The sequence below is a fragment of the Marinobacter sp. genome (assembly GCF_014859525.1).
Taxonomy (GTDB): Bacteria; Pseudomonadota; Gammaproteobacteria; order Pseudomonadales; family Oleiphilaceae; genus Marinobacter.
Genome location: NZ_JACUUB010000067.1, coordinates 1 through 15066 on the forward strand (window position 1 = coordinate 1; position 15066 = coordinate 15066).

A 15066-nucleotide genomic window follows, 5' to 3' on the forward strand; every position below is an offset into this window, starting at 1 on the left:
CGGTGGTGGCAGACGAAGTAAGAAACCTGGCCCGGCGGACCCGGGAATCCACCACCGAAATCCACGGTGTGGTGTCTGAGCTTGTGGGCAAATCCGAGCAATCGGTTCAGGTAGCGGAAACCGGCGGCATCGCCGCTGACAATGGTCTGCAGAAAATGCTGGAAGCGGAGTCAAGCCTGTCTGAAATAGCCGAATCCGTCGCCACCATCGCTGAAATGGCCCTGCAAATGGCCACGGCTGTGGAAGAACAGGCGCAGGTATCCGATCAGATCAACGAACAGGTCGAACGCATTTCAAATATGGCGGAACAGAATCTGGTCAAAGGCGAAGAATCCACCCAAAGCGTACGCGAGATGGGCGACATCGCCAAAGACCTGCACGAGCTGGTCGTCCGCTTCAAATAACAAACCGGGTCAGACCCGATGACATTTGGGGGCACCAAATGTCTGCGGGTCTGACCCGGATTTCCAAAACTGACGCTTAACGAACACCCGCACGGCGCAGCGCCGCCGGGGTGAAGTCGTTGGAGCGGGCAGTCACACCAAAGGTATATGGGTCGCTTTCTTCATTGGTCAGGCCCATCACCAGGTAGCGGCCAGACATAAGATCGTACAGGGTTTCGGCGGCATAAGACGGCACGTTGATGTCATAGCCCTGCACGTGGTGGGCTTCTGCCACTCGCCACAGATCACCCCGGCCATCGTAGTGGTCAATCACGGAGATCTGCCAGGAGTCTTCATCGACAAAGAAGTCACGCTGGCCGTAGATGTGGCGCTCGCCGTCTTTAAGCGTGGCGCGCACATGCCAGACCCGGTGCAGCTCGTAGCGGGTATGCTCCGGGTTGATGTGGCCCGGCATGATGATGTCGTTGTAGCTCAGGTCCCGGGCCGACAGGCGATAGGAGTTGTAGGGAATATACATCTCCTTTTTGCCGACCAACTCCCAGTCGTAGCGATCCGGCGCGCCGTTGAACAGGTCCAGGTTATCGGAGGTGCGCTGACCATCCGCTGCGGTGCCCGGGCCATCGTAAGCCACCTGAGGCGCACGGCGCACTCGGCGCTGACCGGAATTGTAAAGCCATGCCCGACGGCCTTCCTTCACCTGATCCAGAGTTTCGTGGACCAGCAGCACGTTACCGGCCAGGCGGGACGGTGCGGTGATCACCTGCTTGAAGTAAAACAAGACATTGTCGTCCATACCCGGTTTGTAGTCCGCCAGCTCGACGCGGTCGGTCAGATGCTCGGTGAACTTCACCGGGCTGAAATCGCCGTTGCCCTGAGGAGTAATCTGGGCCACGTTACGGATGATGGAGCCGCCCCGGTAACGGGTGATGTGATTAAAGATCACCTCCACGCCCTTCTGCGGAATCGGGAAGGGGACGCCCTTTTCGTAGTTCTGCAGACCATTGCCATCCGGTGTCAGGGATACCGTGGTGGCGTTGTCTTTGGCCAGATTCAGCAGTGCTTCCGGATAGGTTGAGGTACGACGGGTTTTATAGACCGGGATGTAATAGGAGCCGTAGGTCTTGATAGTCGCCACCTGCCCTGGAGACAGTTTGTCTGCGTATTCGTCCACATTGCTTTGATCAATCACGAACTTGATTTCGTCATCGGCAAAGGGATCAGGATAGATACCCTGCTGGGGCTGGTTAACGTTGGGGTTCAGCAAACCACCATCCCAGGCTGGAATAGCGCCGCCGTTGCCGGCTTTTTCAGCACCAATGGGGGTTAGCTCATTGTCCAGTTTGGCGGCTTGGGCTGCAGACACCGCCGCCATGGCAGACGATGCCCCAAACAGCGAGAGCGCAATGGCGCCGGCAATCAGGTGTTTTTTATGGGTTCTCATGGTCAGGACTCCTGTTTTTGTCGTCGTCATAATCAGAATGAGTAGGAAATGCTGGCGGCGATAAAATCGCGGTCAGAGATTTCGTTGTATTTGCCACCAAAGAAGTTGGTGTAGCTGATCGAGCCGGAGTAGCGGTTCTGGTAATCCGCATCCAGGCCGATACTCACGGACTTGTTGCCTTCCTTGAAGTTGCCGCCGGGGTCTGGTGCATAGCCTTTCACGTCATGGGTGAAGAACAGCTTTGGCAACAGGTTGATGCCGGCGATCGCGTTGGAGTAATCCAGCGCGAACAGTGTCCGGTAACCCCAGGAGAAGGATGTGGTGAAACCGTCACCACCGCAGTTGGTGGGGTTGATATTCAGGCGGGTGGTTTCATCGCCGGGGCCTTCGCGGCATAAATCACCTGAAAAGGACTCTCCATCCAGTGGAACGGGCCCAATACCAAAGATTCCTGAACGCCCAAACCGGGCTTCGCTTTTGCTGGGCAAGTCGTGCACATAGGTGGCACCAATCTCGGCAACGGTTATGAAACGACCTGCTCCAAGCACCCGGTCCACGAAGTGGATGAACGTAGCCTGAGCCTGAGAGACATCGTAACGATCAAAGCCATCGACCGGTTTACCGGCGTAGTTAAAATCCGGATCGCTGGCCTGAACACGCTGCTCCAGTTTGCTGACCACCTGACCATCGGGCCCTCTCTGCTGAACACCGCCGTAGATCAGCTCGAAGGTATTCCACTGAATCGGCATGTTCGGCCGGAAGCTGTATTCCGCCCCCAACGAGGTGCCGGTCGGCAGCGTGGTGTTGATGCTCACGCCAAACAGGTCGATGCCTTTGGGGTAGTCGATGTAGTAGCTCGGGAATCGGGAGAACGGCAAGTCCGGATCGTTGATCTGCCCCGCCTCTGGCGATTCCGGGTTATTCACAATACCGCTGATGTAGGGCAAACGGCTGTGATAACGGATGTAGTAGAAGCCAAGCTCGGAATCCAGTGCCGGCACGAACCAGCGTACGGCGACACCAAACTGGTCTTTATCGCCGGGTTCAACATCTCCCTCCCTTGGCGAGATAAACCCCTCTTCAAAGGCCTGGGCGTCTGGTACCTGACCTGCCAGAAGAACTGGTCCGCAACCGTCTGCGGCTACGTCTGCAGAGGAGAAGAAGGTACCGCAATCATCGATCTTGAACGGTTCCCACTCTAGTTGCAGATAGGCTTCAATGTTGATATCGGGTGTGATGCCAACCGAGGTGTAGATCATGTTCACCGGCAGCAGAACGTCTTTGAGTTCTGCGCCAGGGCTGCGAAAAGCAGGTACGTCGATCGGGTTCGTAGCATTGATGCCGCCAAGGATAAATGTACTTTCACCCCAGCTGATGACCTGCCGGCCCACACGTGCGGAGATCGGTACATTACCCGCATACCAGTCCGTGAAAATATACGCGTCCAGAAGATCGACACCGGATGCATTGTCTTTGGCTTCAGGGTTCAGCTCACGACGCTGACCCACCGGGTCAACCGCGCGCTTGTTGTCCTTCAGCTCGTAATCGTAGAAGTAAGAGCCACGCACCAGCGCACCGACACGGGTCAGGTAATCGCTGTTTGGCCGGTAATCTAGAAACAGTTCAGAGCGACCACGCAGGATCTGGGAGTACGGGTCGCCCTTTTTAAAGTTCAGGTTGCCGTCATCGAAGTTGTTGGAGGATGCCCCGGTATTGCTGAAGGCAAACTCCGGGCCGAGGTTACCCTGGGAGATCAGGTCTGGATCCTGGTCTTCCAGACGGATACCGATACCGGCTGTCAGGGTAGTGCTGAATGTTGCATCTATACCGTACAGGTTAAAGTCGATGGCCGATGCTGGCGAGGCCAGCAGGGCGGCAATGGCGGCCGCGAGGCCCGAGTTTCTCTTCTTGAAACGGCTACTTTGTTTTGTTGTTGTCATGATACTGCTCCCGTGTCTGGGCTGCCCCGGCGCCAATCCCGCCGGGGCTTTGAATCATTGTTGATACTGAATGTCTGATCTCGCGATTTTAGCGGGGCACTTTATCCACCCAGGAGGCCCCCAATGCCATCCAGCAGGCCACCGCCGCCTTCTTCTCCGCCGTCTTCGGATTCATCAGGCTCCGCACCGCCGTCAGTCTGGCCGTCACACCCCGGGTCACCCGGCGCGCTGCCCACATCCTGGACAACACAATCGTTGGTCACATCGACGGTAAAGCTTGCCTCAGCGGACGTTTTGGAACGGAACAGGGCTACCAGTTGGGCCGCCATTTCATCGAATACCGCGCTGGAGCTGAATGGATCGGCACCTTTCTGGCCGGCGGAAATCGGGTTGCCGTGGGAGCCTTCCAGGTAGCGGGTAATGATCGGACGGGTGCCATGGTCTTCCGCGCTGTCGATGCTCACTGCACCCATGAACCGGGCCATGGGATCGGTGCCTGCCAGCGGCGCCGGCAAGCTGTTGATCTGGAAACCGGAATTAGTGACCAGTTCGAGCGGCCCAAGATCATACAGCTCGGCATCTGCAGCATTTGGAATGGTGCCGTCGGATGGACGGTCTGCATCGCCATCAATGCCCACGATGGAGGTGACCAAGGTTGCGCTGTTACCTGAGGATTCAAACAACGGGGCGAAAGCCGTGGGGTCGGTAGAATCCAGCAACGCCTGGAAAACGTTGAAGTAGATATTCAACTCAGTGCGACCTTGCGCAAGGAGACCTTCAGAGGCCGCATCCAAACCCGGCAGCAGTGCCGGCGCAATGGTGTTACGGGAGTTCTCGGCTATCCGGGTGAACTGGCCGCCGGTGTTAAAGAACACTGACGCCAGAATCGGATTCAGGTCCGGATTGTCCCTCGCCGCAAGGTTGTTGACGACCGGGTACGGTACGCCACCCATACCGCTCAAGGAATGGCTGATGAAATACACACGATCTGTGTTGATATTCACACCATTCGAGCAGTCACCCGCAGTGGCACAAGCACCGATGGCATTTTCAATTGCGGGCAGCAAGGCGTTGACATGCAGCAGGTCAAGGGCACCCTGGCGCATGTTGTCACGGGTGTTGGCGTAGTTGGTAAAGTTCAGGAACAAGCTGCCGGATTCCGGATCAGTCACCTGGCCTGCGGGTACGGCCTGCATCGCTTCGTTAGCCGTGAAGCCGAAGTGGCGTTCGGTGGCATCCGGCGAGGCATTTGGCTGTAGGCCAATTTCGACCATGCCAGGGGTTTGTTCCGGGTTGTCTTCATCCCTGGCACTTGTGGCCGCTTCACCAAACACACCGTTCAGCGGCATATCGATGCCAACCGTCACAAAACAATCTGCGTTATTGCTAGGCGCTCCGCCGCCGTCAGCAAGGCACAACAAACCCGCTGCTGTAGCCATAGGCAGGATGGCTGAGCGATCCTGCGTGGCCGCGTGCTGATAGATAATCACCGGATAACCGGCAGCCGGTCCAGCCCCAAAGGCAGGATCTGGTGTTCCGACTATGATCGGAATCTTGGTATCGGCCTGTTTCTGAGCAAACGGGAAGCGATAGCTGACTCGGTTAGACTCAGCCTGGGGAAGCTCAGGATTCTTACTGAAATCTGCCGGCAACCAGGAACCAGTCTGCAAAGGTGAACCGTCAGCGCCGTCAGGGAGTTGTTGGTAGTACGGCAAGGTGATTTCACCTTCATAAACCTGCAGATTCACGTTGATTTCAGTCAGGAACAGTTCTATCGCCGTCTGCTGAAGTGCAGGATTGACCTCACCACCATCTTTTTGGCTGAAGAAACGAACCGGGGAGGGTTCTTCCGCTCCTGGGGCCCTGGGAAAGGGAGTGATAGCGGCAATCTGTTCTGCCAATTCCGCAGCTCTTTGGGAGAAGTCCACCACCTCTTCAACTGCCTGAGCAACGGCAGTCTGCAGGGCAAAGGCCAGCTGCCGGTCCATGGCCTCATCGGCAACCAGGTCGGTGTAACGGAGCTGGGTACCGTTTTCATTGGCAATGGTCAGGATCTCCGCCAGCTCTTGATCGTACAAACGGAAACTGGTATCCGTCAGCAAGCTGAGGATACGCTGGTTGATCTGCCGATCCTGCTCCTCCGCGCCCGCAAGCTCCTGACCAGAGAAATTAAAACCGCCCGCGAAGACCTGCCCGAGAACAGATTTCTTGCGCTCGGTCATCAAGTTCTGCCTCAACCAGGCTGCCGGTGCTGCATTGGCCAGAAGCACATCTTCAACAGCGGTTGTGGTGAAGCTGATCGCAAAGGTCACATCACTAAATGAGGAAGCCTCCGCTCCGCTGCCTCCAAGCTCACGCTTGAAGTTAAAGAATTCACTACCCCAGGCCCTGGCGGGCAACATGGACTCCCGGAACGGCTGAAGCGCCGGATTACTGATGACAAATTCAGGATTGGACGCGGTCTCGAACCGATTTTCTCTAACCAGCGGGTCGCCATCTTTATCCACAATCTTGTTACCCAAAACCACTGCGTACTTGGTTTTCGGCTTCAGCGGCTTGATAGGCAACAGGCGAATGGCATTGTTCTGAGAACCGCCAGCAGCTCCGGCCGGGCCGTTCGCATCCACGGTAATGATTTCTACGCGGAAGCTTTCTTCCAGCAAGCTTTGGTAGATTGTATCTGCCGCTGCCGTGTCACCCTGCGCTTCCAGGCGTTTGGCCAGGCGGTACCGATCAGCCGCAACAATGCCACCCACTTCGCGGGACTGTTGGAACACGCTGTCGCCGGAGGGGAATTCGATTTCCAGAATGTAAATGTTCTGATCCGGGTTAGGCACCACCTCGCCATCGATTTCAACGAAGTTGCGGGCGTCCAGTGTCTGATTCGGGTCCAGGCTATCGCTGATCTTGATGTCGAATGGCGCGAGGATGGAGTTGCCATCCACAAAACCCAGTCCAGTGGTGACCGGGTTGTCTGGATCGGTGCCATTGAGCATGGTGCCGTCCCGCTCCGGGTTCAGGAAGAACAGCGGATCGCTGGGCAGCGGAAAGGCTGTGTCGAGCGGCCGAAAGATTGGTCGGGTGCCCTCGGCAATGATGTTCGGATTACTGATGTTGTATACCGGATCGGCATTCTTGTTGGTTTTCCCGCCGCTGTTCAAGCACCCGGTAAGGGCTGTACTCGCGGCCAGGACGGTGATGAGTGCTCTGCTTTGATTACCAGTCATCGGTGCCATCTCCCAAAACTTATTTTTGTATTGTTGACAGGACCACCTGGTCTGCGCCCCGCCTTATTTTCAATAATATCGCATAATATATTGTATTCCAACTTTTTGATCGTGAATTGGCGGCGCTTGGCATGCAATAAACATCTTATAGGTTATGTTATGCTGTATTTTCAGGGGTTTGGATTTGGCCAGGACTGATAAAAAATATTCAAGATGCAAGATAATGAGGGCACTTTTAACGCTTAGGCGGGCCTGCGCTGGGCGAGCGTGCAGTTTCGGCCAGCCGCCTTTGCTTGATAGAGCGCTTCATCGGCAGATTTAACCAGACTGTGAGCGGTATCCTTGCCGACAAACCCGGAGGCGCCAGCACTGATGGTGACAGAGTGGGAGAATTCAAACTGGACGGCCGCCACTGCCTTACGAACGTTTTCTGCAACCACTAAGGCGCTCTCAAGATCCGTCTCTGACAGGATGATCAAAAACTCCTCGCCGCCCCACCGGCCAATCACGTCTGTGGCGCGCAGGGCGCTGGCTGCAACCCGAGCCACTTCCTGAAGCACAAGATCCCCAACATCATGGCCGTAGGTGTCGTTGAAGGTTTTAAAGTGATCAATATCGAACAGGATTACCGATAGCGGGTTGTTATAGCGTTGCGAGCGCTCGATCTCTTTGGTCAGGCACTCTTCTGCGTACCCGCGGTTGTTGATGCCCGTGAGCCTGTCGGTTCTGGCCTGGCTCAGCAAACCACTGAGGTAACTGTGCCTTTCAACAATGATGGATACGACAAACAGGTAGTTTGCAATCTGGTCATCGTCGGGCAAGGGAACGGCTTCATGGAACCGCAGAATATCGAAGGTGCCCAGTACATCGCCATCGATTTTCTTGACGGGGAACGAGTGCCAGGTCTGAACGCCCGCGGGCAAGCCACTGAGCTGACCTTTCTTCGTCGATGTGTGGTTTGCTTGAGCCTGCACTTGAACGTCTTCGGCTAACATCGCGGCGGTGGCATGGGGCACGGTGCCGTGCACCAGTTTTATTTCATTCAGATCCTGCGCCAGTTGCTCGTTCAGCCCCTGGTGCCAGGCAAGCTTGAGGATATTCCTGTGCTGATCGAGCACAGACACGCAATAGGCCGTCCATAACGCTGATCCGGGATCGGGTTGCAGAAGCTCAAAGGCTTTTGCCAGCCCCTTGAGCAGGTCGCCCTCATTCAGGATCGATTTAATGATGCGAGTTTCATGGTCCGCCAACTCCTTTGAGATGGCACGCACTGCACTGTTGGCATGATCGATTAACGCAGCACGCTTGGGCATGCGCTCAAAACAGTCAGAGAGTTCGCCACATTTGTCACTGAGCTGGGTAACGCGATTGCCAAGACGCTTCAGCCGGCTACTGGAAGCCTGCTCCAGTTTCTTGATGTCCGATTTGAGCTTGGCAATGAACACAGCCATCCCGGCCAGAAGCACCACGCCTAGCAGCCCGATCAGTACATTGAAAGGCTGATCCAGATAATCCATCAAGCGAAATCACCATCCTTTGATCACAACACACTATCTACAATTAGATATGCTGCCTTCGGCGCCACCTCTGGTTCAGTATGGTTTATGTAATGATAGAAAACGAAATGTGAAAATGCAGATTGGAGCACACTTTGGTGCTGACTCAGCGCTCAACCTTTACCGAGGACAGCGCAACTTTAACCGCCTGTTGTCGCTGCATGAAACTGACCAGAACAATGGCGCGCTCGTCACCATCATAAGCCTGAAAAATCGCACTGAGGCCTTTGAAGGGACCATCATCCAGCTCCACAGGCGCCCCCGCCTTGATGCCGCCCTGCTCCGTCACCTTGTCCATGCTGGCCCTGATATGGTCGATGACCTCATCTGCGATCCCCGCCGGCTTGTTGGCAAAGCTAACCACACGCATCACGCCACGCGTAGAGCGCAACTTACCCCACATAGGGTCGGTTTGATCCAGATTGATAAAAATATACCCAGGAAACAGCGGCTCCAGCTTCTTGCTGCGCTTACCCGCCTTGATCTTCTCCACCTCAATCTTGGGATAGAAACAGGCAATGTCCTGATTCTGCAAATGCTGAACCGCCCGATCACCCTGAGCCGGCTTGTGTTGAAGTGCATACCACGTCATAAAAGTTCCATCTTCCACCCCTTGGGGGGTCAGACCCAAGTACATTTGGTGAGTCGAAATGTATTCGGGTCTGACCCGTTTTAGAGATTCGCCGGCTAAAAATACCAGCTGCCTGCCGCAATAAAATACGGATTCAGCACATCTTCTTTCCCGTACTTGAGGGGCTGGCCGTCAACCGTTTGCACCTTGCCACCGGCCGCCAGCAAGACAGCGTGAGCGGCCGCGGTGTCCCACTCGCAGGTTGGGCTCATGCGAGGATAGATGTCGGCATGGCCTTCGGCGATGCGGCAAAATTTGAGAGAGCTGCCCGCCTGGACGGTGTCGTGGGGCCCGAGGGTGTCGATGAAGGCGCGGGTTGCATCATTGAGATGATTCTTGCTGGCGACCACACGCAGGGTGTCTCGAGGCTCCGCTACGCGAATGCGGTGGATGCGGCCAGTGCGATCGCGCATGTGCGCTCCTTCACCTTTGATGCCCCAGAAGGCTTCTTTCAATGCCGGGGCCGTGACCACGCCCATCACCGGCTCGCCGTCTTCAATCATCGCGATGTTAACGGTGAACTCGCCCGTGCGCTGGGTGAAATCCTTGGTGCCGTCGATGGGATCGATCAGCCAGAACCGGCGCCAGTGCTTGCGCTCGTCCCAGGATGCTTGCTCACCCTCCTCCGAGAGAACCGGTATGTCCCGACTAATACTGCGTAACCCTTTGACAATAATGTCGTGACTGGCCGTGTCTGCGGCGGTGATCGGCGACTGGTCTTCCTTGTAACTCACTTTGAAATCAGACTGATAGATGTGCAGCACTTTCTCGCTGGCTTCATCAGCAATTTTAAGCACTTCCGGAAGAATTGAGCTGTAATACATGTTTGCGTCCTGCCTGGCCTTGTCTAACGCCATAGTAGCAAATTTTGGGGTCAGACCCGTGTGCATTTGGTGTGACGAAATGCACACGGGTCTGACCCCAACTTGAAATTAAACGGTGGGTGGGGCAGATTACCGGGCTAACAACACTATCCACAAGGAATGTGAGATGCCCCGCCGACCAAGGATTTGCCCGGCCGGGATGCCCCAGCATGTTATTCAGCGGGGTAATAACCGGCAGGTGTGCTTTCAGGATTTGGCCGACCACGCCACGTATGCGATGTACCTTTCGCGTTATCAGCGCAAGTTTGAGGTGGACATACATGCCTGGGTGTTTATGACCAATCACACCCATCTGCTGGTGACGCCCGGCACCGATGATGCGCTCTCCGCGTTTATGAAGTCTGTAGGGCAGTCGTATGCTCAGTACTACAATGGCAAATATGAGCGCTCGGGCACCTTGTGGGAAGGGCGATTCAAATCTTGCATGGTGGATTCCGATCAGTACTTTCTGCAGTGCCAACGCTATATAGAGCTGAACCCGGTGAAGGCAAGCATGGTGGAGTATGCCGGCGACTACCAATGGTCCAGCTATAACTGCCACGCTTATGGCATGCGCTCCAAGCTGCACACACCCCACCCTTGCTACCTGAACTATCAGCCAGACCCAGACAAGCGCTTCATTAGCTACCGTTCCTTCATCGCCAGCCTTGCGCCTGAGGGCATGGACGACGAGATTCATTACGCGGCGATATCAGGCAAGCCACTCGGGTCCGAGGAGTTTCAGGAAAGGGTTCTGGCCAAGTACTGGGGATCGTGATTTTGGTTTTTGGGGTCAGACCCGAGTGCATTTGATCACGTTAAATGCACTCGGGTCTGACCCGGTTTCCGGCGCTGGCAGAAGGGTGGGGTCAAACCCCTGCGGGGTTCGACCCCTTTGTAGCCTGCTTGTTTAGATCTCTACCTCTTCGAAGAGCTCTGGTACTTCGGCATCCCAGCCGAATTTTTCGGTGATGCGTTTGCGCATGATGTCGCTGGCCAGGGTTTCGCCGTGGGTGATGTAGACTTTTTCAGGCTTGAGGTTGCCTTGTTCCAGCCAGGTCAGGATTTCGTTGTAATCGCCGTGGGCGCTCATGGAATCCAGGTTGTGAACTTCGGCTTTTACCGGCCAGTATTCGCCGTGAATTTTGACGGATTCGGCGCCATTAACCAGCGCGTCACCACGTGTACCTGGTGCCTGAAAGCCAGCGAACACAACGCTGCTCCGAGGGTTGGGCAGCAGGGTTTTCAGGTGGTGCAATACCCGGCCACCGGAGGCCATGCCGCTGGCGGAAACAATCACACAAGGGTAACGCACGGCATCCAGCTCGATGGACTCATCAACCGTGCGAACAAACTGGGTTTTGTCGTCAATCAATTCGCACTGGCTTTGATTCAGCTTGTGCTCTTTATGATGCTTGATGAACGCCTCGGTGGCCTTGATGGCCATAGGGCTGTTCAGGTAAACCGGTAACCTGGGAATGCGGCCCTCGCCCATGAGTTTGTGCACCACGTACAGCAACATCTGCGCGCGACCCACGGCAAATGCAGGCATGAGTGTGATGCCACCGCGGCCTGCAGTTTTGGTGATGATGTCTTCGAGATCCTGCTCCGGGTCTGAATCGCCGTGGGTGCGGTCGCCGTAGGTGGATTCGCACACCAGAACATCGGCGTGCTGCAGTGGCTCGGGCGGACGCATTATCAGGTCGTTCTGCCGGCCAACATCGCCGGTGAACACCACTGTGCGGTCAGAGCTTTTATGGTGAACGTGTACGCAGGATGACCCCAGAATGTGCCCAGCCGGCGTGAAGCTTACCTCAAAGCCTTTCACCGGCTCGAAGGTCTCGTGATAGTGCAGCGATTCAAAGTGTTTCAAGGCCTCCACCGCGTCTTTTACGGTGAACAAAGGCTCTGGCTTTTCGTGCTTTGAGAACTTTTTACGAAAAGCGTATTTGGCGTCTTCTTCCTGCAGGTAACCTGCATCTGGCAGCAGCACTTTGCAAAGTTCATGGGTGGCTTTGGTGCAGTAAATCTTACCTTTAAAACCGTTTTTTACCAGCGCCGGCAGGTAGCCGGAGTGATCAATGTGGGCATGGGTCAGCACCACTGCATTGATACTGGAAGGATCTACCGGAAACGTCGCCCAGTTGCGTCGCCTCAGGGTTTTGACACCCTGATACATGCCGCAATCCACCAGCAAGCGGTGCTTGTCATCAGAAAGCAGATAGCGAGAGCCGGTGACGGTGCCTGTGCCACCAAGGAAGCGAAGTTTCATAGACATATAGATCCTTGTCTGGTGTGAGATACCTTCAGCTTAGCTCAAAAAACCATTCTCAATACTGATACGGGTCAGACCCAAGTGCATTTGGGGGGATGAAATGTACTTGGGTCTGACCCCTTGGTAGCCTGCGTCTTGACAGCCTCAGCCCTTAAAGCCTTTACCAACCAGGTACACTTCACGGGATCGGGATCTTGAGGAGTCGGGTTTGCGGACGACGACTTTGTCGAAGACTTCTCGCACGGCTTTGATGTAGTCGTCGTAGCCTTCGCCGTGGAAGACCTTGGCGACGAAGCTGCCTTTGGGTTTGAGCACCTGGCAAGCCATGTCGAGAGCCAGTTCGATCAGGTACATGGAGGCGGCCTGATCGGCTGCGTTTACGCCGCTGATGTTGGGGGCCATGTCTGAGATGACGACATCGGCCTTGGCACCGTCGAGGGTGGCCATGATCTGGTCAAACACGTCCTGTTCGGTGAAATCGCCCTGGATAAATTCCACCCCGGCGATGTTATCCATAGGCAGGATGTCGGAGGCGACTACCCGGCCTTTATGGCCCACCAGATTAGCAGCTACCTGCGACCAGCCTCCCGGCGCTGAGCCCAGATCGACCACCAGCATGGTGGGCTGAATCAGCCGGTCTTTGTCGTTGATTTCCAGCAGTTTATAACTGGCGCGGGAACGATAGCCGTCCAGCTGAGCCTGTTTTACAAAGGGATCGTTGACGTGCTCTTCGAGCCAGCGGTTACTGCTTTTGGAACGGGCCATGGGATGTCATCTGTTAACTGCGGTAAAGCGCACATTGTACGCTGCCGCCACCCTTCCCGCAAAAGCCGCTTTGGTTCTCAACGCGGACCAAACTCCAAGCCCACTAAGCCTGACATGCATCCGGCCTCGCAGTACAATAGGCGCCCTTAACGACCCACACTTTTATCCGAACGCGCCCGGCTCTGGCCTGGTGGCAGGAAACAGCATGATTCGCGTTACCGAACTGGCCTTACCCCTTGATCATCCGGAGGCCGCCTTGCGCGCAGCCATTTTGCAGCGCTTGGCACTCAAAGATCATGAGCTCCTGAACTTTACCGTGTTCAAACGCAGCTACGACGCTCGCAAGAAGAACACAGAGATCAAGTTTGTTTACATCATCGACCTGGCCGTTCAAGACGAAGCCGCCGTGCTGGCCCGTTTTGCCGATGACAGCCACGTTCGCCCGGCGCCGGATACCGGCTATTACCCGGTAGGACAGGCACCGGCCAACCTGCAGGAACGCCCGATTGTGGTTGGGCTGGGCCCGTGCGGGTTGTTTGCCGCGCTGCTGCTGGCGCAAATGGGGTTTCGGCCGATCGTGCTTGAGCGGGGCAAAGACGTGCGCCGGCGCACCAAAGACACCTGGGCACTGTGGCGAAAAAAGCAGCTTTCGCCGGAGTCTAACGTGCAGTTTGGTGAGGGCGGTGCGGGCCTGTTCTCTGATGGCAAGCTTTATAGCCAGATCAAGGATCCAAAGTTCTACGGCCGCAAGGTGATGGCAGAGTTCGTAAAAGCCGGCGCGCCGGAAGAAATCCTCTATGTGAGCAAGCCGCACATTGGCACCTTCCGACTGACGGGTGTGGTGTCTCAAATGCGTGACGAAATTATCAGCCTGGGCGGCGAAATTCGCTTTGAGCAAAAAGTCACCGACTTATTGCTGGAGGATGGCCAGGTCAAGGGCGTCGAGCTGGCCAATGGTGAACTTTTAACCAGTCAGCATGTAGTGATGGCGCTGGGCCACAGCGCCCGGGACAGTTTCCGTATGTTGCACCAACGAGGCGTGTACCTGGAGGCCAAGCCCTTTGCGATCGGGTTCCGTATTGAGCATCCTCAGGGTCTGATCGACCATGCCCGGCTGGGCAAGTATGCAGGCCACCCGGCCCTGGGTGCCGCCGATTACAAGCTGGTGTACCACGCCAGCAACGGGCGCGCCGTATACAGCTTTTGCATGTGCCCGGGCGGCACAGTGGTGGCCGCCACCTCCGAGCCGGGGCGAGTGGTTACTAACGGCATGAGCCAGTATTCCCGCAACGAACGCAACGCCAACTCCGGCATTGTGGTAAATATCGATCCCAAACAGGATTTCCCGGGCGATGCGCTGGCGGGAGTGAAACTGCAGGAGCAGCTGGAATCCAAGGCTTACGTTCTGGGCGGCAGCGACTACTGCGCACCAGCACAGTTGGTGGGGGATTTTATCGCGGGCAAGCCGTCCAGGACCTTGGGCGAGGTAGAGCCCTCGTATAAGCCCGGCGTTCTCCTCGGCGATCTGGCCGCCGCCCTGCCCGACTACGCCATTAACGCCATCCGCGAAGCCCTGCCCGCATTTGGCCGTCAGATACGGGGTTTTGACCGGGCCGATGCCATCCTGACTGGCATCGAAACCCGCACCTCTTCTCCGATCCGCATCACTCGGGATCGGGATAGCCTGCAAAGCCTGAACACCCGTGGCCTGTATCCAGCCGGTGAAGGCGCAGGGTATGCCGGCGGCATTCTGTCGGCCGGCGTGGATGGCATCAAAGTGGCTGAGGCTGTCGCCAAAGCGATGCTGGCCGATCTGGACGCCGCCGGGGAAACCCAATCGTGAAACTGGACGACATCAAAAAACTGCACCAGAAAAAATACCGCCAGGCCTTTGGGCACTTTTTGGTGGAAGGCGAACATTTGGTGTTGGAGTTGGAAAAGGCTTGGAAGGCTGGGAAGGTTGG

The 15066-nt window shown here is 56.1% G+C and carries 11 protein-coding genes; 3 read left to right on the top strand and 8 right to left on the bottom strand.

Features of this window, described 5'->3' with window-relative positions:
- Positions 1 to 404, top strand: a 404-nt coding sequence (locus IBX51_RS12045; protein WP_291831509.1) for a methyl-accepting chemotaxis protein, incomplete at its 5' end; no start/stop codon positions are given.
- Between the two features lie 76 nt (positions 405 to 480).
- Here the strand turns inward: IBX51_RS12045 and IBX51_RS12050 are convergent.
- The 6 genes from IBX51_RS12050 to cysQ all read right to left on the bottom strand — a co-directional run bounded on the left by IBX51_RS12050 (position 481) and on the right by cysQ (position 10023).
- Positions 481 to 1845, bottom strand: coding sequence for a DUF1329 domain-containing protein (locus IBX51_RS12050; RefSeq protein WP_291831510.1), 1365 nt, complete (start codon positions 1843 to 1845; stop codon positions 481 to 483).
- Positions 1846 to 1877: 32 nt separating this feature from the next.
- Positions 1878 to 3785: a DUF1302 domain-containing protein gene (locus IBX51_RS12055; protein ID WP_291831512.1), complete on the bottom strand. Its 1908-nt coding sequence runs from the start codon at positions 3783 to 3785 to the stop codon at positions 1878 to 1880.
- A gap of 101 nt (positions 3786 to 3886) precedes the next feature.
- Positions 3887 to 7012: a hypothetical protein gene (locus IBX51_RS12060; RefSeq protein ID WP_291831513.1), complete on the bottom strand. Its 3126-nt coding sequence runs from the start codon at positions 7010 to 7012 to the stop codon at positions 3887 to 3889.
- A gap of 242 nt (positions 7013 to 7254) precedes the next feature.
- On the bottom strand, positions 7255 to 8529 hold the full coding sequence (locus IBX51_RS12065; protein ID WP_291831515.1) for a GGDEF domain-containing protein: 1275 nt from the start codon (positions 8527 to 8529) through the stop codon (positions 7255 to 7257).
- A 145-nt stretch (positions 8530 to 8674) separates the two neighbouring features.
- Complete coding sequence (gene rfaH / locus IBX51_RS12070) at positions 8675 to 9160, bottom strand: transcription/translation regulatory transformer protein RfaH (RefSeq protein ID WP_291831516.1); 486 nt, start codon at positions 9158 to 9160, stop codon at positions 8675 to 8677.
- Between the two features lie 95 nt (positions 9161 to 9255).
- Positions 9256 to 10023, bottom strand: a complete 768-nt coding sequence (cysQ, locus tag IBX51_RS12075; RefSeq protein WP_291831517.1) for a 3'(2'),5'-bisphosphate nucleotidase CysQ — start codon at positions 10021 to 10023, stop codon at positions 9256 to 9258.
- A 199-nt stretch (positions 10024 to 10222) separates the two neighbouring features.
- Between cysQ and IBX51_RS12080 the strand changes: the two genes are divergently transcribed.
- The gene (locus IBX51_RS12080; protein ID WP_291831518.1) at positions 10223 to 10840 is read left to right on the top strand and encodes a transposase; all 618 of its coding nucleotides are present in this window, start codon (positions 10223 to 10225) and stop codon (positions 10838 to 10840) included.
- Between the two features lie 132 nt (positions 10841 to 10972).
- Here IBX51_RS12080 and IBX51_RS12085 read toward each other — a convergent pair whose 3' ends face one another.
- Both IBX51_RS12085 and rlmE read right to left on the bottom strand, forming a co-directional pair.
- The gene (locus tag IBX51_RS12085; RefSeq protein WP_291831519.1) at positions 10973 to 12334 is read right to left on the bottom strand and encodes an MBL fold metallo-hydrolase; all 1362 of its coding nucleotides are present in this window, start codon (positions 12332 to 12334) and stop codon (positions 10973 to 10975) included.
- Positions 12335 to 12481: 147 nt separating this feature from the next.
- Positions 12482 to 13102, bottom strand: a complete 621-nt coding sequence (gene rlmE / locus IBX51_RS12090) for a 23S rRNA (uridine(2552)-2'-O)-methyltransferase RlmE (RefSeq protein WP_291831520.1) — start codon at positions 13100 to 13102, stop codon at positions 12482 to 12484.
- A 205-nt stretch (positions 13103 to 13307) separates the two neighbouring features.
- Between rlmE and IBX51_RS12095 the strand changes: the two genes are divergently transcribed.
- Positions 13308 to 14945, top strand: coding sequence for an NAD(P)/FAD-dependent oxidoreductase (locus IBX51_RS12095; protein ID WP_291831521.1), 1638 nt, complete (start codon positions 13308 to 13310; stop codon positions 14943 to 14945).
- Positions 14946 to 15066 lie beyond the last annotated feature (121 nt).